Origin of the sequence: Dactylosporangium sp. NPDC048998 (assembly GCF_043197855.1) — a bacterium.
Taxonomy (GTDB): domain Bacteria; phylum Actinomycetota; class Actinomycetes; order Mycobacteriales; family Micromonosporaceae; genus Dactylosporangium.
In genome coordinates this window covers 80013-99561 of the sequence record NZ_JBICTV010000030.1, presented here as the reverse complement: position 1 = coordinate 99561, position 19549 = coordinate 80013, and the positions used below count along the sequence as shown (strand labels likewise).

Sequence of the window (19549 nt, the reverse complement as noted above, 5' to 3'; positions counted from 1 at the left end):
CCCCCACAAAGGAGGCCCGTGCCACGGGGTAAATTTCAATTGGCACTGGCTTAACAAGCACCCTGTTGAGTTCTCAAACAACCAACACACACCGCTTATCTTCGCCTCATCTCGAGGCTCTGTTTCGCGGGGCGATGTCGCTAATCTACTCGATCGACTTCGCAAAACCAAATCCGGGGATCGGCTCGCATCGCTCGAACTTTCCCGCGTATCAATGCTCACCCATCGGGGTTCGCTCGATACTTTGGGTTGGCCTTTGCAGGCCGGCCGATGACCGCTCAGCGGTTCGTCCGGTTCCCTGCGGGCCGACTTACTGTACTCGGTCGCTGTCGCCTCGTCAAACCGTGTCCTACCGGTATCTCCGAGGCGTCCCGCCCGTTTGCTGCGAGACGGAACGTTACGACAGGTCGGCGACCAAGAACAAATCCGGGCCCGGTGACAGCCACCACAGCGATCCAGACGATTTCCCGAACTTCCATCGCCCCGAAGTCCGCCAATTCGGGCCGGGCAGGGCCATTGGCCAGGCCGGATGCGCTGTGCAGAGATTCGCGGCCGGCCCCGGCGGGTGGCGGCGGCGAGGCAGAGCGCCACGGTGCGGCTCGCCACCGTGACACGCCGTGACGTCCCCTTGGGTGGGTGGGGGCGTTTGTGCGAGGGTTGAGCACCGTGGCAGGGCGTGTGTTGAGCGGCCGGTACGAGCTGCGATCGGTCATCGGCCGGGGCGGCATGGCCGAGGTGTGGCAGGCCGTCGACGGGCGGCTGGGCCGACCCGTGGCCGTGAAGATGCTGCACGACGGGGGCAGCGTCGATCCTTCGCTGCCGAAGCGGTTCGAGCGTGAGGCGCGCACCGTGGCGCGGCTGTCGCATCCGAGCATCGTGGCCGTGCACGACGTCGGGGTCGACGACGGCACGCCGTACCTCGTGATGGAGCTGGTCCAGGGGCACAGCCTGGCCGACGAGCTGGCCGCCGGACCGCTGGATCCGCGGCGTGCGGTGCGCATCGCCGAGCAGGTGTGCGACGCACTGGCGGCCGCGCACGACGCCGGGGTGGTACACCGGGACGTGAAGCCGGCCAACATCCTCATCGGCGACGAGGACCGAGTGAAGGTCTGCGACTTCGGCATCGCGCGGATCACCGACCGGGCGCAGACCGCGTTGACCGCCCCTGCCACTGTGATCGGCACCAGCGCGTACATGGCGCCCGAGCAGGTCCTCGGCGAGCCCGCGGACCCCCGCACCGACCTGTACGCGCTGGGCTGCGTGCTGTACGCGATGCTCATCGGGCGCCCGCCGTTCGTCGCCGACTCGCCCGTGCAGGTCGCCTGGCTGCAGGTGCACGAGATGCCGGTACCGGTGGCGGCCCTGCGGCCGGACGTGCCGCCGCAACTCGCGGCGCTGGTCGGCGCGCTGCTGGCCAAGCGCGCGGCGGACCGGCCGGCGAGCGCGGCGCAGGTCCGCGCGGCGCTGGCCACGATCGCGGGACCGGCGCGCGGCGGTGCGACAGCCGTTCTCGGGCACGCCGCCGGGCCGGCCACGCTCCCGCACAGTCCGGGAACGGCGACGCTGGGCAACGCGGCGACGATCCGCGGTCGCGCCCCGGTGCGGCCGGCGACGCGCGCCATGCCCGCGCTCGGCGAGCCGCCCGCACCCGCACCGCGACGGGGCCGCTCGGCCACGATCGCGCTGGTGGCGCTCGGCGCGGTCGCGGTCGCCGCCCTCGTGTTCGCGCTCGGGACCCTCCCGGGCCGCTCCGGCCACCCGGCCGCGGGGCCGGCCCCGGCGTACACGACCGCGGCCCCGCCGGCCGAGGACACGTCGAGCCCGACGCCGAGCGACACACCGGCCGATACGCCGAGCGACTCACCGAGCGCGGAGCCGACGGACACGCCGAGTGACGAACCGAGCGACGCGAGCGACCCGAACGCGGCGACGCTGGACGAGGCCCGCGCCGCGGTGCAGGCCCAGGCCGGCGATGGGAGCTTGGACGGCGGTACCGCGCGCGAGCTGACCCGCCGGATCGACAGCCTCGCCCGCGACCTCAGCCGCGGCAACGCCGACCGCGCCGCCGCGGACCTGGCGAGCCTGCGCGACCGGCTCGACCAGCTGCACCAGGACGGCACGCTCACCAGCACCGGATACACGGCGGTGCTCACCCCGGTCGATCAGCTCGCCGCGAACCTGCCGACCCCTGGCGACACCCGCGGGCGGGACTGACCCAACGGCCCGTCCGATGCCCGTCAATATCAACGTGTAACGCAACGGGCACACACAGCGCTTTTCCGCAGTGACGCGTTTCCGAATGCGTATCGGCATCGGTGCGGATAGCGCCGCGCAGGAGCGCCGATGCCTCCCGCTTTGAGCATCGCCTGCGAATCCGCGCCGGATCTCGAGGCCACCATGCAACTGCAGATCCCCGCCCTGGCCTGGCACCCGGCCGAGGAAGGCGGATGGCAGCGCATCGTTCACCTGCACGGGCGGGGCATCCCGGTCCGGGTCGAGGCCGACGGCGGCGGGCTGCATTTCCACTACCGGGCCGGCGCGGAACGAGGGGTGTTGCGTGCGCTGCTGACCGCCACGTTCCGCAACGGCGCCCAGGTCGGCGGTCTGACCCTTGACGGCCATCCGGCATTGCGGGCCCTGCGCCGGCACCACGAGGGCATGATTCTGCTGTCCGGCTCGCCGTTCGAGACGCTCGTACTGGCGATCCTGGCCCAGGCCCGCCCCGCCGACGCCGTACGCAAGGTGTTCCCCCGGCTCGCCGCCGCCTGCGGTGGCATCACGCCGCAACGACTTGCCGCCCTGCCATTGCCTCGCCTGGCCCAGTTGGTCTCGCTGGTCGGCGAGGCCAAGGCCGCACGCCTGCACGCCACCGCCGCGATCCTCGACAGGCGGGGCGAGACGGCGTTCGACCGGCTGTTCGGCACTTCCGGCTCACACGCGCTGGCGTTTCTGATGTCGTTGCCCGGCGTCGCCACACATACCGCCGCCATCGTGACGACGATCATCAACGACGTCCCGGACACGATGCCGATCGACCAGAGCCTGATGCGGGTCGCATACCGGCTCGGTCTCACCGACCACGACGGCGGCCTCACCAAGCCGGGTATCCGCCGGGTCACCGCGGACCTGCTCGCCTACGGCCCGGGCCTGGCGCGCGCCTATCCGCTGCTCCAGCAGGTCGCGCTCGACACCTGCACCGTGGGTGTCCCGGACTGTCGACGCTGCTTCCTCGCCGATTCCTGCCGCCACGCCGCCGATGCCAAGGCATTCTGAGACGTTCTGACGTTTGTCATACGGATGACGTGATCGCCGGGACTAACCGTGTCCGGCGCCGATTCTTAGCTTTATTGGCATGACGACGAACGCATTGACATTCGACGGTGCGGTGAAGACGTTCGGTTCGGTACGCGCGGTCGACGGGCTGAACCTCACCATCGACCGCGGCGAGACGGTGGCGTTGCTGGGCCCCAACGGCGCGGGGAAGAGCACCTCCGTCAATCTGCTGCTCGGCCTGCAGACTCCCGCTTCGGGCCGGGTCAGCGTGCTGGGCGGCAGCCCGGCGCAGGCGGTGGCCTCGGGCCGGATCGGGGCGATGTTGCAGGACGGGGGCCTGATGCCCGGCGTCACGGTCGGTGGGCTGCTGGCGCTGGCCGGGCGGATCTATCCGAACCCGCGGCCGGTGGAGCAGCTGGTCGCCGACGCCGACCTGGGCGGGCTCCTGCGCCGCCGCACCGACCGGCTGTCCGGCGGGCAGTTGCAGCGGTTGCGGTTCGCGCTGGCCATCGCCGGCAACCCCGACGTGCTGGTGCTCGACGAGCCGACCGCGGCGATGGACGTCGAATCGCGCCGCGGCTTCTGGGCGACGATCCGCGACTACGCCGCCGGCGGGCGGACCGTGCTGTTCGCGACGCACTATCTGCAGGAGGCGGACGAGAACGCCGACCGCATCGTGGTGATCGCCGGGGGCCGGGTGGTCCGCGACGGTACCCCGACCGAGATCAAGGCCGCCGCGGCGAACCGCAGCGTGCGCTTCACGCTCGACGACCAGCCGTGCGCCGGCCTGGACCGGCTGCCCGGCGTGACCGCCGTGGAGGTGCACGGCCGCACCGCGACGCTGCGGACCACCGACGCCGAGGCCACGCTGCGCGCGCTCTTCGCCATCCGGGACCGCGTCCCGGACCTGGAGGTCGGTGGCGCCGACCTCGAGGACGCCGTACTCGCCCTGACCCGCTGAACCCTGCAGAGGAGTCCCGATGTTGCGCATGTACGTTCGGCTGGAAGTCGCCCGGATGGCCTCCGACAAGAGGTTCCTGATCCTCATGCTGGCCATGCCAGTGGCGATGTATCTGCTGTTCACGAACCTGTTCGGGGAGGCCAACAACCGGCCCGCCAACGGTCTGCCTCCGGATGTCGGGGCGATGGTGTCGATGGCGGCGTTCGGCGCGATCGGCGCGGTGCTCACCGCGACCGGGCCGCGGATCGCCCAGGAACGGACCACCGGATGGATGCGGCAGCTGCGCATCATGCCGGTCACGATCCGCGCCGTGCTGGCCGGCAAGGTCCTCGCCGCGATGGTGTGGGCGCTTCCGGCGATCATCCTCGTGTTCGGCGCCGCGGTCCTCGACCACGGGGTGTCCTTGAGCGTCGCGCAGTGGCTGGAGATCGGTGGGTTGCTGTGGATCGGCGCGGCGCCGTTCGCGGCGCTCGGCGTCCTGATCGGGTACCTCACCGACGACGCGTCGGCCTTCCCGGTGCTCTACGGCGTCTACCTGTTCCTGGGCGCCGTCGGCGGGTTGTGGATGCCCGTGGACGTGCTGCCCACGGCCCTGCAGCACATCGCGCACGTACTGCCGTCCAACCGGGTGGCCGAGTTCGGCTGGACGATCGCGGCCGGGCACCGGCCGCCGCTCGCCGGCACGGCCATCCTGCTCGGCTGGCTCGGCGCGTTCGCCGGGCTCGCCGCGCTGGCCTACCGCCGCGGCGCCGCCCGCTGAACCCCGCGGCGGTGTCCGTCGACGGTCGCCAGCGGCCCGGATCGACCGGTACCGTCAGCCCGAACCCGTGAAGGCGAGGTGTCGGCATGACGGCCCCGACCCCCATCCTGGCCGCGATGTCACGCAAGCCCGGACCGCCCAGCCGGTGGCGGCGGGCCCGGTGGCTGGGGTTTCTGCTGTGCATGCTGGGGTTCAACGGCTATCCCGTCAGCGATCTGCTCAGCCGAGGCCTGCCGCTACCGGCGGTCGCCGCCGTGCTCCTCGCGCTGGCCGTGCTCGACGGGCTCTGGGTGCGGACCATGTGGCTGGCCCTGGCCACCACCGCACCGGCCCGCGACATCGCGCCCTGGCTGGCCGGCGTGGCACTGATCGGCAGCGGACTGGCCCTGATCATGCGCGGTCAGTTCGTCGGCGTGCCGATCTACGTCAGCATCGCGTGCGCGGTGTCGCTGCCGCTGCGATGGGTGCTGCCGGCCCTGACCTGCGCCACCGCCGTCGCGCTCGTCGTCGACCTGCCCCGCCCCACGCACCTCGGCATCTCGCCCTCCGAGGTGCCCAACGCGGTGTTCGGCCACCTCTCGTTCGTGTTCTTCCTCGGCCTGATGATGTGGTTCTACCGCCGCAGCATGATGCTGATCATCGAGCTGCGCGAGGCCCGCGTCGCGCTCGCCCGGCTCGCCGTGACGGAGGAACGCCTGCGCTTCGCCCGCGACCTGCACGACCTGCTGGGCCACAGCCTGACCACGATCTCGCTGAAGAGCCAGCTCGCCCGCCGGCTCGCCGCCGCGGACGCCGTGGTCCGCGCCGAGATCACCGACATCGAGTCCGTCGCCCAGCAGGCGCTGCGCGAGATCCGCGAGGCCGTCACCGGCTACCGTCAGACCACGCTGACCGATGAGCTCGACAACGCGCGGGCGACGCTGGCCGCCGCAGGGATCGACGTCGTGGTCCACCTGGCCGGCTCAGGGCTGCCGCCGGACACCGACGCGCTGCTCGGCTGGGTCCTGCGCGAAGCGGTCACCAACGTCCTGCGCCACAGCCGGGCACGCACCTGCCGCATCCAGCTGACCCGGGTGGGGGGCACCATCGTCCTGGACATCCGCGACGACGGCGTCGGGACCGGCCAGTCCGCGGCCGGCAACGGCCTCACCGGGCTGTCCGAACGACTCGCCGCCGCCGGGGGCGTGCTCACCACCGAGTCGACACCGGGGAACGGCTTCCACCTCACCGCCCGGCTCCCGTCGGCCACGGGCGCAGCGCAGGCAGTACCGACGTCATCTCCGCTGAACACCGGACAGGTGCCCTCATGATCCGTATCCTGCACGCCGAAGACCAGGGCATGGTCCGCGACGCCCTGGGCCGGCTGCTCAACCTCGAACCCGACCTCGAGGTCGTGGCTCAGGCCAGCACCGGCGACGAGATCCTCCCGGCCGCGCTGCGCACCCTGCCCGACGTGGCGCTGCTCGACATCGAACTGCCCGGGCTCGACGGCCTCAACGCCACCGCCGCGCTCCGCGACGCGCTGCCGGCCTGCCGGGTGCTCATCCTGACCACTTTCGGCCGGCCCGGCTACCTGCGCCGGGCGGTGGAGGCCGGCGCGAGCGGGTTCCTCGTCAAGGACGGACCCGTGGACCAGCTCGCCGCCGCGATCCGCCGCGTCGTGGCCGGTGAGCGCGTCATCGACCCGGCCCTCGCGATTTCCGCCCTCTCCGCCGGGCCCAGCCCGCTGTCCGCTCGCGAGCGCGATGTCCTCATCGCGGCCGCCGACGGCGCCACCATCTCCGATATCGCCCGCCGCCTGCACCTGTCAGAAGGCACGGTCCGCAACTACCTGTCCGCCGCCATCGGCAAGACCGGCGCGCGCAACCGGACCGAGGCCACCCGCATCGCCACCGCGAACGGCTGGCTGTAAGGGCGAGAACGGGGCCGCTTGTACTGTTGGGGGTGAAGGGACTGTCCGGACTGCCGCGGCCGGGTCGGCCGTGTGCGCTGACACCGGGAGGGTCCGTGTTCACCGATCCCGCGCAAATGTTGCGGTACCTCGACGTCGAAGACATCCAGCTCGTCGACATCCGCTTCTGTGATCTGCTTGGCACAATGCAGCACTTCAACGTGCCGGTCGGCTCGTTCGACGAGAGCGTGTTCAGCATCGGGGTCCCCTTCGACGGCTCGTCGATCCGGGGCTTCCAGAAGATCCACGAGTCGGACATGGTGCTGCAGCCCGACATCTCGAGCGCGTTCGCCGACCCCTTCCGGACGGAGAAGACGCTCGCCGTGAACTGCTTCGTCCACGACCCGGTCACCCGCGAGCCGTACAGCCGCGATCCGCGCACCGTGGCCAGGAAGGCCGAGTCGTACCTCATCACGACCGGCATCGCCGACGCGGCGTTCTTCGGCCCGGAGGCCGAGTTCTACATCTTCGACTCGATCCGGTTCACCTCGGCCACGCACGAGGCCTACTACCACATCGACTCGATCGAGGGCTGGTGGAACACGGGCCGGGAGGAACCCGGCGGCAACCTGGGGTACAAGACCCCCTACAAGAGCGGTTACTTCCCGGCGCCGCCGGTCGACCATTTCGCGGACCTGCGCGGCGCGATGGTCGCGCACCTCACCGACGCCGGCTTCACGGTGGAGAAGGCGCACCACGAGGTCGGCACCGCCGGCCAGGCGGAGATCAACTTCAGGTATGCGCCCCTGTTGCATTGCGCGGACAACCTCCAGCTGTACAAGTACATCGTGAAGAACACCGCCTGGGCGGCCGGCCACACGGTGACGTTCATGCCCAAGCCGCTGTTCGGCGACAACGGCTCCGGCATGCACACCCACCAGAGCCTGTGGCTGAACGGGCGGCCGCTGTTCTACGACGAGACCGGGTACGCCGGCCTGTCGGACACCGCGCGGTGGTACATCGGTGGCCTGCTCCGCCACGCGCCGAGCCTGTGCGCGTTCACCAACCCGACGGTCAACTCGTACCGCCGCCTGGTCCCCGGATTCGAGGCGCCCGTCAACCTCGTCTACTCGCAGCGCAACCGCTCCGCCTGCGCCCGGATCCCGGTCACTGGCGACAACCCGAACGCCAAGCGCGTGGAGTATCGGGTACCCGACCCGGCGGCCAACCCGTACCTGGCGTTTTCCGCGATGCTGCTGGCCGGCCTCGATGGCATCAAGAACAAGAGCGAACCGCCGGACCCGATCGACAAGGACCTCTACGATCTGCCGTCCAGCGAGTTCACCCACGTCGAGCAGACCCCCGGCTCGCTGCCCGAGGTTCTCGACGCGCTCGAGGCCGACCACGAGTACCTGCTCGACGGCGGCGTCTTCACCCAGGACCTGATCGAGACCTGGATCTCCTGGAAGCGCGGCGACGAGATCGAGCCGGTGCTGCTGCGCCCCACCCCGTACGAGTTCGCCATGTACTACGACGTCTAGCCCGAAAAGGGGGACGGCCATGAACATCTTCACCATCGACATGAAGAACCAGCCGGGAGAGCTGGCTCATGTCTGCGAGGTTCTCGGGCAGCGCAATGTCAACCTGGAAGTGGGTGGCGTGACCGCCGGCGACCACGGCCTCGTCTTCCTCACCGCGAGCGACGAGGGCGCCGCCCGCGCGGCGTTGGATGCGGGGAAGGTGCCGTACACCGAGCACCCCGCCATCAAGGTGAAGTGCGCCGACCAGCCGGGCGAGGTGAGCCGGTTCGCACGCAAGCTGAGCGATGCGAACATCAACATCGAGGGCCTGCTGCCCATCTCGATCTGCGGCGGTGAGGTGGTCTTCGCCACCTGTACCGACAATCTGGACGGCGCCCGCCGGATCCTGGGCGACCAAATCGTCGGCTAACGGTGTTGCCCGGTGTTCGTGAGCGACGCGGCGGGCCGTCGGGGCGTCGGCCCCGGGGCCCGCCGCTCACGTCGATGCGGGTTCAGCGTCGCTGATAGCGGCCGGTGAGGCGACCCGAGGCCGACACCTTTCCCGCCGTCGCCCGCCGCAGGTCGGCCGCCGACGCTTCCGCGGCGAGGCCGAGCGGCTCGGACAGGGCGAGCACTTCGAAGGTGTATCGATGCGATCGGCCACGGGGCGGGCACGGCCCGCCGTACGCCCGCCTGCCGAAGTCGTTCTTGCCCTGTGTGGCGCCGGCCGGCACCTCGCCCTCACCCAGGCTTGATTGGCCGGGATCGATGCCCCACAGGATCCAGTGCGTGAAGGTACCGCCGGGGGCATCGGGGTCCTCGACGAGCAGGGCCAGCTCAGCGGTCTGCTCCGGTAGTCCGGTGAAGCTGAGCGGCGGTGACACGTCGACGCCGTCACACGTGAAGCGCTGAGGAATCTGGTCGCCCTCGTTGAAGACGGGGCTGGACACGGCAATCGTCACCGGTGCCTCCCATCCGCGGTAGCTGCGGGCCAGCTCGTGGCGGGGTCAGGACGTCGCGTAGACCTTCTCCACGAACTCGGCGAGCCGGTGCTCGTCGAGGTTGCGGGCCAGGTCGTGTTCGCTGATCATGCCGACCAGCCGGTGGTTCTCGATGACCGGCAGCCGCTTGACCTGACGCTCTTCCATCTGGCGCAGCACCTCGCTGAGCTCGGCGCCGGCGTCGACCCAGGCCAGCGGACCCTGGGCGAGGTCGCGCACCCTGACCTGGCCGGGCTCCTGGCCCTCGGCGATGCACCGGATGACGATGTCGCGGTCGGTGAGGATGCCGTGCAGCCGGTCGTCCGTGCCGCAGATCGGCAGCGACCCGACGCCGAGCTCCCGCATCTTCTGGGCGGCGGTCACGACGCTCTCGTTCTCGTCGACGCACTCGGCTCCCCGGTGCATGATGTCTTTCGCCCGCCGCCGTTCCGGGCGGGCCGCCGCCTTCTCGCGAAGTGCCTGCTCGAAGTCGGCCAGAGCCCGGGCCTTGCCGGCCACGGCCTCGTGGGTCGCCTGACCGGTGTGCTCGGCGTAGGTGGCTTCGCCGAGCTCCTGCAGCAGCTTGCTGCGCTGCCGCTGGGCTCGCGTCTCGTCCACTCGCGCCCGGCCCGTCGCCAGGCCACGCTTGGCGGACTCCTTCACTTTCTCGAAGGCCATAATGCCCTCCTCTCGGCGTAACCTCAGCGCGAGAAAGCCACAAAAGGGGTACCCACTGGCAACGCTACGCCGCCACCGGCACGAACGGCCCCAGCCGGAAAGGACGGTCTCGACATCGTGAAGCCGGCCAGGCACCGGGAGGTGGCGTATGGCTCGTCGGCGTGGCCTCCCGACCGCCACGGTGCGGCGCGCGTCGACGCGCGCCGCACCGCAGCGAGACTGGGTCAGGGCACGGCCACCGAGACCGTTGGGATGTTGTAGCCGCGCACGCGCAGGTAGGCGGGCTGCCCGCCCAGATCCGCCGTGGCGTAGGTCGCGGTGATCTGTGTCGACTCACCCGGGAAGAGCGAGACGTAGTTGTCGGTGTAGACGACCGGTACGACCTCGGTCCCGCCGTTGCCGGCGGTCACCTCCGGGCGCAGGAAGAAGGCGATGTTCGTCGCGCTGGTGTTGGTCAGCGTGATCGTGACCGTCTCCTGGCCGCCGGCGACGGACCGGGACACGGCCGTGGTGACGCCGGTGTTGCTGGGCAGGCTGTTCAGCCCGGTCAGGTTGGCGTAGGTCTTGACGCTGGTGGAGTACCAGTTGCTCTTGTTGCCCAGCGTGTCGGCGGTGGTCGAGTACCAGTAGAGGTTGTTGCTGACGGTCGCGCCGCCGGCGTCCTTCAGCTGGAGGCGGACGAAGTACGTCGACGACAGGCCGGAGACGGCCGGCAGGGTCAGCACCGAGGCGGACGCGTCCGCGGGCGCGCTGACCGCGACGCTGGTGGTGTACTTCTGGGCCAGGTCCGGGATGTTCAGGACCGTGGCGGTGGCGGTGAGCCCGGTCCGCGCGGTGAGGGTCGAGTTCACCACGTAGACGTTGCGGCTGAAGTAGTCGTACTCGATGTGTACGGGCTCGGTCGCCTTCCTGGTGCCGTAGAAGGAGCCGCCGGGCTTGAAGTAGTAGTCGTAGAGGTTCCAGTGCAGCGCCGGCCAGGCGTTGTTCTGCATCCACCAGATGCTGCCGAAGGACTGGGTGTGCTGGCGGGCGCTCCACGCCTCGAAGAACGACCGGGTGTTCTCGTAGTTCATCACCTCGGACTTCTTCGAGTAGTCCGCGGCGCTGGTCGTGGTGCCGTAGCGCGTGTTGAGCGCCTTGGTGTAGACGTCGGTGTTGTTGAAGACGCTGCCGGCCTTGCCGACGTGGTAGTTCCAGGCCGCGTTGCCGACCGGCCAGGTCTGCGCCGGGGTCAGGAACCGCGAGAGGCTCTCCAGCGGCGGCGGCGCCTCGGTGCCCTCCTCGCCGGTGGCGCCGAACGCGGAGCCGGCCCGGGTGAGGTCCCACCACAGCACCGGCGGCTCCCACTTGTACGGGCCGTCCATCTTCATGCCGGCGTTCGCGTTCGAATAGCTCGCCACGTTGTCCACGGTCGGGTTCTGCCAGTGCAGCGCGGTGGCGATGTTCTTGTACGCCGTGAGGTGCGCCGCCGTCGGCGGCTGGTCGCTGCCGTAGGCCCACATGAACGCGCTGGCATGCGCGCGCATGGCCCGCATCTGCGTGTTCAGCGACCCCTGGGCCACAGTGTTCTGCTCCGCCGTCCAGCCGCTGTCGTTCTCCCACGCGCTGCAGCAGACGAAGCCCGGCATGATCATGACGCCGGCCGCGTCGGCGAGGTCGTACAGCTCCTGGTTGCCGAGCGTCCCCTCGAGGCGGATCGTGTTGAGGCCCATGGCCTTCACGTAGTCGACGTGCGCCTTGTTCGTCTTGGTGTTCCACCGCTGCAGCAGGTCCCAGACGTAGCCGCCGCCGCGGAACAGGATCGGCTGCCCGTTGACCTTGTACCCGGCGAACGAGGTGCCCTGCACGGTGGTGCGGTAGTCGGTGAACTGGCGAATCCCGAAGTTGACCGTCTTGCTGTCGGAGGCCGCCCCGGCGACGCTCGCCGCCGTCGTGAGCTGGTAGAGCTCAGGGCTGCCGAACTGGTACGGCCACCACAGCAGCGGGTTGGTGACGTGCAGCTGCGGGTAGCCGGCGGGATCGAAGACAATCTCCCGCCGCTCCCCCGCCGCCAGCGTCACCGTCTGACTGGCGGTGATCATCGGCTGGCCGGGCTTGCTGATCGTCGCGGTGACGGTCGTGGTGGCCGATGCGGCGGTCGCGTTGACCGCGTCGGCGTAGACGGTCAGGTCGGCGGCGTTGGTCGCGGGCAGCGGCAGCACGGTCTTGACGTACGGGTCCCGGACGGCGACCGGGCCGGTCGTGTCGAGCAGCGTGCGGCCCCAGATCCCGGCGTTCATGTCGGGCGCCTCGGGGTTCCAGTCGACGGTGCACACCGACAGGTCGGTGCAGCCGTGCCGGGGCGGGGTGACCCGGATCGCGATGGCGTTCAGCGCGCCGGGCAGGATCGCGCCGCTGACGTTGTACTCGTGCTCGACGAAGGTGCCGACGGCGTTCGCGTCGAGCTGGGTGCCGTTGAGCCAGACCTGGGCCCGGTAGCTCAGGCCCTGCAGTCGTAGCCAGTACACCTGCCCGGGGGTCGCGGCGGCGGCCGTGAACTGCCCGCGGTACCACCAGTCCTGGCCGGTCAGGTCCGGCACGGACTGCAGGTTCGTGCCGGCGTAGATGTCGGTGTAGACGTTGTTCGCCACCAGCCCGGCCAGCACGGTCGAGGGCAGGGTGACCGGGTTCCAGCCGGCGGTCGAGTAGCCGACCCGGGAGATCGTGGCGCCGGTGTCGGCCAGGCCGGTGGCGCTGCGCAGCGCCCAGCCCGAGGTCAGCTCGGTGGAGTCCACCGTGGCGGCCGAGGCGCCGCCGGGCCCGAGCGCCCCGGCGGTCAGGATCGCGGTCACGGTGAGCAGCAGCGCGACCAGCGCTCGTGGGTAAGGACGGTTGATTCCGGACAATTCGCACCTCCGGGGGCGCGCGGAATCACGGCGCGTTCGCGTCGTGATTCCGCTGGCGGGTTACGAGCCGCTCGGCCAGGTGACCTGAGTCGACTGGTAGTAGTTGATGCCCATGACGCGCCAGCGCGGTCCCTGTGCGCCGAGGCGACCCTTGAACGCGGTGAGGTTGTGCGTACTCCAGGGCGACCAGCCGAGCTCGGCGATCGCGGGCAGGCGCGGGAACGCCATGTACTCGATGTCGGCCGAGGTGACGATGGTCTCCGTCCACAGTGGAGCCTCGACGCCGAGCACCGCCGCCTCGCCGACGCCGCTGAGGTAGGCGCCCGGGTTCCACTCGTACGCCGTGTCGACCTCGATGAGGCCGGCCCACTTCTGCCCCAGCCTGGTGTTGTTGCGGTACTTCATGTCCAGGTAGGTCTTGTTCGCCGGGGACATGACGACCTTGGTACCGTTCGCCACCGCCGCGGCCAGCGGCGCGTTGCTCGTGGTGGTACCCCAGAACTGGGCGACCGTGGACGGCAGCAGCGTCGTGTTCGCCACGTCGTGCCAGCCGACGACGGTCTTGCCGCGCGCGGCGACGATCTGCTGGACGCGGTTGAGGAAGTAGGCGTAGTCCGAGGCGGTGGTCGAGGACGCCTCGTCGCCGCCGATGTGCACATACGACCCGGGGGTCAGCGCGGCGATCTCGCCGATCACCTGGTCGATGAAGGTGTACGTCAGCTCCAGCGGCACGCACAGCGAGCTGAACCCGACCTGCGTGCCCGTGTACCGGGCCGGGGCCACGCCGTTGCAGTTGAGCTGGGCGTACGAGGCCAGCGCCGCGTTGGTGTGCCCGGGCATGTCGATCTCGGGAACGATCGTGACGTACCGGTCGGCGGCGTAGTTGACGATCGCGGTGTAGTCCGCCTGGGTGTAGTAGCCGCCCGGCCCGCCGCCGACCTGCGTGCCGCCGCCGTACGTCGCCAGGTTCGGCCAGGAGTTGATGGCGATCCGCCAGCCCTGGTCGTCGGACAGGTGCAGGTGCAGAACATTGATCTTGTACAGCGCGATCTGGTCGATGTACCGCTGGACCTGCGCGACGGTGAAGAAGTGCCGCGCCACGTCCAGCATCGCGCCACGGTGAGCGAACCGCGGATAGTCGACGATCTGCCCGCCCGGCACCGGCCACGGCCCGGCCTGCACGGTCGTCGCTTCGGCGGCCACGGGTAGCAGCTGCCGCAGCGTCTGCACGCCGCGGAACAGCCCGGCCGGCTGGCCGGCCCGCACGGTGATCCCGGCCGCGGTGACGTCGAGCTGGTAGCCCTCGGCGCCGACGCCGGCCGGCGCGCCGGTGAGCAGCAGGGCGATCCCGTCGGCCGGGCTGCCGACGGTGGTGACGACCGGCAGCGGCAGCCCGGTCGAGGCCCGCAATCGTGCCGCGAGCTGGTTGGCGATGGCCGCCGCCGGCGCCGAGCCCGGCGCGGCGTAGATGGTGGTGGAGGAGGTGATGCCGTAGCTCACCCCGGGAGTAGCGGTGGCGGTGACCGGGGCTGGCACCACCGAGGAGAACGCGACCGCGGTCGCCGCGATGGCGGGAGCGGCCGTACCGGAGACGAGGCTGGCGGCAACTAGAAGGACGACAGCGGCGGCGCCGAGTCGTCCGCGACGGAATGGGGTGGTCATGGCCCGTCCTCTCACAGAACGCACCGGCCTGACGGCGAGCTCACGCCCACCATCAGGTATCTACATGTCACGATCCCCAACGTCACGCCAGGATGACACGGCGACTACTGAATGGCAACCTACCTAACAGAACGTGCGGTGCGGTCGTCCAGCTCGGCGCTCAATCCCGGCGACGATCCGGTCCTGGTTTAAACGGCCCATTCGGGGTAGTCGGGATGGTCGGACCAGACCGATGCGTCGTTGCGAAGCTCTCGGCATGGCGCGGGCTCATCACAGGTTCGGCACCAGTTCGGCTCGCGCGGCTCGTCGTCTTGCACCAGCACCTCGATCGTCTTGCCGTCGTCGCGCCGGTACACCTCGTGGTGTTGGCCGTACTCGGCTTGACCGCTGGCATAGCCCGGCTTGTGCCGCTCGAGCCGCCGCCGCTTGGCCACTACCTCGCGGAGCACTCGGGCGGGATCGTGACGGGCGATATGGATGTGCTGGTTGCGACTGCCCGGCACGACCGCGACCGGCTCACCGCCCTCGTCGTGCGCCTGCGAAGGGTCCATGAATGTGGCGCGGTTGAACGCTCGGATCTCTCGCCAGCCCCCGGGCTGGTCCGGTTTGACGCGCCACACCTGCGGCGCGTAGCCGCCCGCCGAGATGATGCTGGCGATCGACTCGTCCTCGGCAAGCCGTGCCTCAATGAACTCCACCAGCTCGTTGGTCATGCCCTCGATTCTCCTCAGGCGGCGCCGTCCGCGGCGGTGGTCCGGTGTATACCTCCAACATCCGGAGGGTCGGTGTGGATCTAGATGAAGGCCGGACCGGTGATCGCGGCGCGTTGCGCGAGCCGGGGGCGGCGGGGGTTTAAGGTCCGGATTGCGGGTGATTGTCCCACGAGACTTCGGGACTCGACCGGCTGGAGGGCCCAGCGATGACAGTGCGGCTTCGCAGGCTCAACGGTGGCGAAACGGCTGTCACCGACGAGCGGATCGATGCACTTCGCGCGGCCTTCCACGGTCCGCTCATCACACCGGGTGATCCCGGCTACGACGAGAGTCGTGTCGTGCACAACGGTATGTTCGACCGGCGCCCTGGGCTCATTGCCCGATGTTCGGGGGCGGCGGACGTGCTCGAAGCGGTGAACCTCGCTCGCGAACGCGATCTGCTGGTCACCGTGAGAGGCGGTGGCCACGGGATAGCGGGCCACAGCACCTGCGACGAGGCCATGATGATCGACCTCTCGGCGATGCGGGGTGTATGGGTGAACCCCGCCGAGCGGCTCGTTCGCGTCCAGGGAGGCGCGACCTGGGGAGATGTCGACCGAGAGACCCAGATTTTCGGCTTGGCCGTGCCGAGCGGCGTCATGTCGACGACGGGTGTCGCCGGTCTGACGCTCGGCGGCGGACTCGGGTGGCTCCACCGAAAGTACGGCCTCACCTGCGACAACCTCGCCGCCGCCGAGATCGTCACGGCCGACGGGACGCTCCTTCGAGCCAGCGAGACCGAGCACGAGGAACTCTTCTGGGCACTGCGCGGCGGCGGTGGCAACTTCGGCGTCGTCACCGCTTTCGAGTTCCATGCCCACCCGGTCGGACCCATCGTCATGTACGGGGCGGCGATGTATGCCGCGTCCGACGCGGAGGCGATCCTGCCGGCCTGGCGGGCCTGGACGACCGGTCTGCCGGACGAGGTCACCAGCCGGGCCATGTTCTGGTCGATGCCTGCCACCCCGCTGCTACCGCAGGAGGTGCAGAACCGGGACGTATTCATCACCGCGGCCGTGTACGCGGGCCCGCCCGACGACGCCACGACGATCCTCGAGCCGATCGGCGAATTCGGTACTCCGCTCGCCGATCTGAGCGGTCCCATGCCGTTCCGGGACGTACAGCGACTCTTGGACTGGATGTTTCCAAAAGGGCAGTTGCTCAGCTACTGGAAGTCGGTGAACGTACGCGATCTCGGCGACGACGTGCTCGAGGTGGTGCTCCGCAGGGGACTTGGGCGACCTCACCCCCGCACCCTGGTCCACGTGCCGCAGATGGGGGGCGCCGTGCAGCGTCCGGGGATCCATGACACCGCCTTCGGCGATCGGAGTGCGGCGTACATCGTGAGCTTCGACGGCAACTGGACCGATGCCCCCGACACCGAGGCCAACGTACGGTGGGTGCGGGATGCATTCAACGAGGTGAACGGTCTGCCCTCGGCGGGTGGCACCTATCTCAATTTCAGCGGCGACTTGGACCTGGACAGCGCGAGCAGACACGCGGCGTTCGGCGAGAATCTCGACCGGCTTGCTCGGATCAAGCGAGACTACGACCCCGACAACCGCTTCCGGCTCAACAACAACATCCGGCCGACCGACGACAGTTCCTGACGATCCTGACCACGTGGCCGCGAAGAAACGCGCGGCCGCGCGCTGGGACGGCGACGACGCCGAGACGAGACCACCGCGCCGCTGGCCGGTTCAGCCGCAGTAGCGGCGCGACACGGCGTACAGTTGGCCCACCGTGAGCGGCCGCGAGCGCTGGCCGTCCGCGGTGCGCTCCAGCCGGGTGGCGAGCGCGAGCAGCAGCTCCGCCGTCGTGAACGCGTCGCCCAGCGCATGGTGCGGCGTGTGTACCGGCAGGCCCAGCCGCTTCGCGGAGGCTTCCAGGTTCGGCTCGCGGCCGGTATCGAGGTCGGCGAGGTGACAGGCACGCAGGAGCGCGGCGGTGTCGATCACCGTCCGGCCCAGCCGGCGGCCGCGCGGGCGCAGCGCCCTCTCCAGGAAGGCGCGCTCCACCCAGGCCGCGTGCGCCACCAGTACCCGGCCGGTCAGCAGCTCGATGAGCTCGTCGAGGACGTCGTCGATCGGTGGAGCGTCCGCGAGGTCCGCGCTGCGCAGGCCGTGCACGGTCATGGCGGCGACGGAGATCGGGCGGGTCGGGCGCAGCCGGCGGTACACCACCTGCCCGCAAGGGATCCGGGCGTGCCGGACGATCACCGCGCCGTACGAGATGGCTTCGTCGTGGCGCAGGTCCAGGCCGGTCGTCTCCAGGTCCACGACGCAGAACTCCGCTTCCCGCCAGGACGTGTGTGGGTCGGGCGTCGGGAGCGGCACTCGGCGGCGCAGGCGTCTCATTCGGTCAGCCGGGTGAGCCAGGTCCGGTCCACTCGCGCCTGGACGAGCGCGATCGCCCGGAACGTCTCGCGGAGGTGCCGGCGGGTGAGCGAGTCCAGCTCCTTCGGGGTGATGAACGTCGTCGTCGGTGTGCCGTGGTCGCGCAGTGCCTGGATCTCGTGGTGCAGCAGCAGGCCGTACACGCTTTCGAACCCGCCCGCGAGGGTGTCCGCCTCGTCGGTGGTGAGCAGGCCGAGCGCGGCCCCGCGGTGCAGCCTCTCGATCGTGGTACCGCTGGCGTCGCCGGCCGCGATGGCGATCCAGCGGGCCAGCGCGACGATCGGGGTGAGACCGCCCGGTTTGAGGTCGAGCTGGCCCCGGTGCTCGCCACTGTGGTGGACGACGAAGTCGCGGATGAACCCGACGGGCGGGCGCCAGGCCAGGGCCTCGTCGAGCAGCGCACGCAGGAACTGGCTGGTACGGGTGTGCGACCGGATGCTCTGGGTGAGCGATCCGCCCAGCTCAGGTTCGGTCAGCGGACGGCTGTCGGCCACCATCGCCGACAGCAGCAGGGCGTTTTCCTGGGTCGGGTCGTGCTGCCAGCCGCGGGCCGCCGCGATCCAGTCGGACCGGGCCCTGCTGAACACCGCGTTGTGCGCGTTCGCGCCGTTGGCGCACAACGTGAACCCGCAGCGCTGCAAGCCGCGCAGAACCTCGCGGGCCTCGGCGCGGATCGCGCCGGCCGGATCGGTACCGTCCGCGGGCCGGTCCGCCCAGATGAGCGCGGTATCCACATCGGACAGTGGCAGCGGCTCCCGCCGGGCCAGGGATCCGAGCAGGACCCAGGAGTGCCGTACACCGTCGAGCGCCGGATGGTGCTCCAGCCGCAGTGTGCGCCGGACCGCCGCGTCGACGACCGCCGCGTGGATCGCCCCGATGTTCCTGGCGGGCACCCCGTCGCCGCAGAGCTCGGCGAGCATCATGGGCAGCAGCCGGCACGCCGCGGCCAGCTCCTCGGTGTCCTTCGCGTCGTCGATCGCCGAACGGATCAGCAACGGGTCTCGTACCTCGGCGCCGGCCAGGTCCACCGCCCGCAGTACGCCTGCCGGTTGGCCTGCCCGGTCGACGACGACCAGGTGGTGTACACCGTGCTCGATCATGCGAAGCAGCCCGCCGGCCTGTGTGGCGTCCTCCTCGATGGCCAGCGCCGGCACCGTGGCCAGCGCGGTGATCGGGGCGTCGATGCCGACCTGTCCGGTCGCCACCCTCCGGCGGAAGTCGAGATCGGTCACGATGCCCAGCGCGCCGCCGGCACGCACCAGCGCACACGACTGCCCCGCAGCGCCGATCCGTTCCGCGACGTCACGCACCCGATCCGTCTCGGCGCACCACACGATCGGGCGTACCAGGCGGGCCAGCGGCTGATCGGCCCGGCCAAGCCCGGTACCTCGAATAAACCGCGGCGGCCGAGCGGAGCGGGAGCGCACCGCGGCCGACCGCAGCCGCTCGGGCTGCGCTAGGAACGTCCGCGGATCCGGAATCCGCAGGCACAGGCTCTCCTCGTGCGCCCGAACCCGCACCGGCGGCGGCAGGCCCGACAACAGCCACACGAGACCGAACATGTCGCCGGGCCCCAGCAGATCCACGACCCGGTCATCGTCCTCGACGACCTCGAGCGCACCGGTGCGGACCACCCACAGATGCGCCAGCCGCTCGCCCTCGGCGACGACACTCGCCCCGGCCGCGAAGTACTCGACCTCCAAACGGGCCACCAGGCGCGTGAGGTCCTCGGCGTCCAGGGCGTCGAACGGCGGCTGCCCACCGAGGAAGTCCTCGAACTCCTTCACGCCG

At 70.3% G+C, this 19549-nt stretch carries 16 protein-coding genes; 9 read left to right on the top strand and 7 right to left on the bottom strand.

What is annotated here, in order from left to right; all coding sequences use genetic code 11:
* The first annotated feature begins 666 nt into the window (after positions 1-666).
* From ACGFI8_RS39000 to ACGFI8_RS38965, 8 genes are all read left to right on the top strand, one after another.
* Positions 667-2214: a protein kinase gene (locus tag ACGFI8_RS39000; protein ID WP_392812382.1), complete on the top strand. Its 1548-nt coding sequence runs from the start codon at positions 667-669 to the stop codon at positions 2212-2214.
* A 129-nt stretch (positions 2215-2343) separates the two neighbouring features.
* Complete coding sequence (gene nth, locus ACGFI8_RS38995; RefSeq protein WP_392812381.1) at positions 2344-3273, top strand: endonuclease III domain-containing protein; 930 nt, start codon at positions 2344-2346, stop codon at positions 3271-3273.
* A 79-nt stretch (positions 3274-3352) separates the two neighbouring features.
* Positions 3353-4234 (top strand): ATP-binding cassette domain-containing protein, encoded by an 882-nt coding sequence (locus tag ACGFI8_RS38990; RefSeq protein WP_392812380.1) that lies wholly within the window; start codon positions 3353-3355, stop codon positions 4232-4234.
* A 19-nt stretch (positions 4235-4253) separates the two neighbouring features.
* On the top strand, positions 4254-4994 hold the full coding sequence (locus ACGFI8_RS38985; protein ID WP_392812378.1) for an ABC transporter permease: 741 nt from the start codon (positions 4254-4256) through the stop codon (positions 4992-4994).
* Between the two features lie 86 nt (positions 4995-5080).
* Complete coding sequence (locus tag ACGFI8_RS38980) at positions 5081-6304, top strand: sensor histidine kinase (RefSeq protein WP_392812376.1); 1224 nt, start codon at positions 5081-5083, stop codon at positions 6302-6304.
* Positions 6301-6906 (top strand): response regulator transcription factor, encoded by a 606-nt coding sequence (locus ACGFI8_RS38975; RefSeq protein WP_392812374.1) that lies wholly within the window; start codon positions 6301-6303, stop codon positions 6904-6906. The genes ACGFI8_RS38980 and ACGFI8_RS38975 overlap by 4 nt, the downstream gene beginning before the upstream one ends.
* 116 nt (positions 6907-7022) lie before the next feature.
* Positions 7023-8426, top strand: a complete 1404-nt coding sequence (gene glnA, locus ACGFI8_RS38970; RefSeq protein ID WP_392812391.1) for a type I glutamate--ammonia ligase — start codon at positions 7023-7025, stop codon at positions 8424-8426.
* A 19-nt stretch (positions 8427-8445) separates the two neighbouring features.
* Positions 8446-8835 (top strand): hypothetical protein, encoded by a 390-nt coding sequence (locus ACGFI8_RS38965; protein ID WP_392812372.1) that lies wholly within the window; start codon positions 8446-8448, stop codon positions 8833-8835.
* A gap of 82 nt (positions 8836-8917) precedes the next feature.
* On the opposite strand, the gene ACGFI8_RS38960 is transcribed toward ACGFI8_RS38965, so the two are convergent.
* The 5 genes from ACGFI8_RS38960 to ACGFI8_RS38940 form a co-directional block, all read right to left on the bottom strand.
* The gene (locus tag ACGFI8_RS38960) at positions 8918-9367 is read right to left on the bottom strand and encodes a YbhB/YbcL family Raf kinase inhibitor-like protein (protein WP_392812371.1); all 450 of its coding nucleotides are present in this window, start codon (positions 9365-9367) and stop codon (positions 8918-8920) included.
* Between the two features lie 45 nt (positions 9368-9412).
* The gene (locus tag ACGFI8_RS38955) at positions 9413-10063 is read right to left on the bottom strand and encodes a CBS domain-containing protein (protein ID WP_392812370.1); all 651 of its coding nucleotides are present in this window, start codon (positions 10061-10063) and stop codon (positions 9413-9415) included.
* A gap of 224 nt (positions 10064-10287) precedes the next feature.
* Complete coding sequence (locus ACGFI8_RS38950) at positions 10288-12948, bottom strand: hypothetical protein (protein ID WP_392812368.1); 2661 nt, start codon at positions 12946-12948, stop codon at positions 10288-10290.
* Between the two features lie 60 nt (positions 12949-13008).
* Positions 13009-14610: a beta-N-acetylhexosaminidase gene (locus ACGFI8_RS38945; RefSeq protein ID WP_392812367.1), complete on the bottom strand. Its 1602-nt coding sequence runs from the start codon at positions 14608-14610 to the stop codon at positions 13009-13011.
* Between the two features lie 188 nt (positions 14611-14798).
* Positions 14799-15323, bottom strand: a complete 525-nt coding sequence (locus tag ACGFI8_RS38940) for a DUF6221 family protein (protein WP_392812365.1) — start codon at positions 15321-15323, stop codon at positions 14799-14801.
* Positions 15324-15529: 206 nt separating this feature from the next.
* Here ACGFI8_RS38940 and ACGFI8_RS38935 point away from each other — a divergent pair, with 206 nt between their 5' ends.
* Entirely contained in the window at positions 15530-16972 is a 1443-nt protein-coding gene (locus ACGFI8_RS38935) for an FAD-binding oxidoreductase (protein WP_392812363.1), read from the top strand.
* Positions 16973-17062: 90 nt separating this feature from the next.
* Here the strand turns inward: ACGFI8_RS38935 and ACGFI8_RS38930 are convergent, their stop codons facing one another.
* Together ACGFI8_RS38930 and ACGFI8_RS38925 are read right to left on the bottom strand one after the other, a co-directional pair.
* Positions 17063-17719 carry a PolC-type DNA polymerase III gene (locus ACGFI8_RS38930; RefSeq protein WP_392812362.1) on the bottom strand — a complete coding sequence of 219 codons (657 nt, stop codon included), beginning with the start codon at positions 17717-17719 and terminating at the stop codon, positions 17063-17065.
* Positions 17716-19545, bottom strand: a complete 1830-nt coding sequence (locus tag ACGFI8_RS38925) for a putative nucleotidyltransferase substrate binding domain-containing protein (RefSeq protein WP_392812360.1) — start codon at positions 19543-19545, stop codon at positions 17716-17718. Before ACGFI8_RS38925 ends, ACGFI8_RS38930 begins: the two co-directional genes overlap by 4 nt.
* Positions 19546-19549 lie beyond the last annotated feature (4 nt).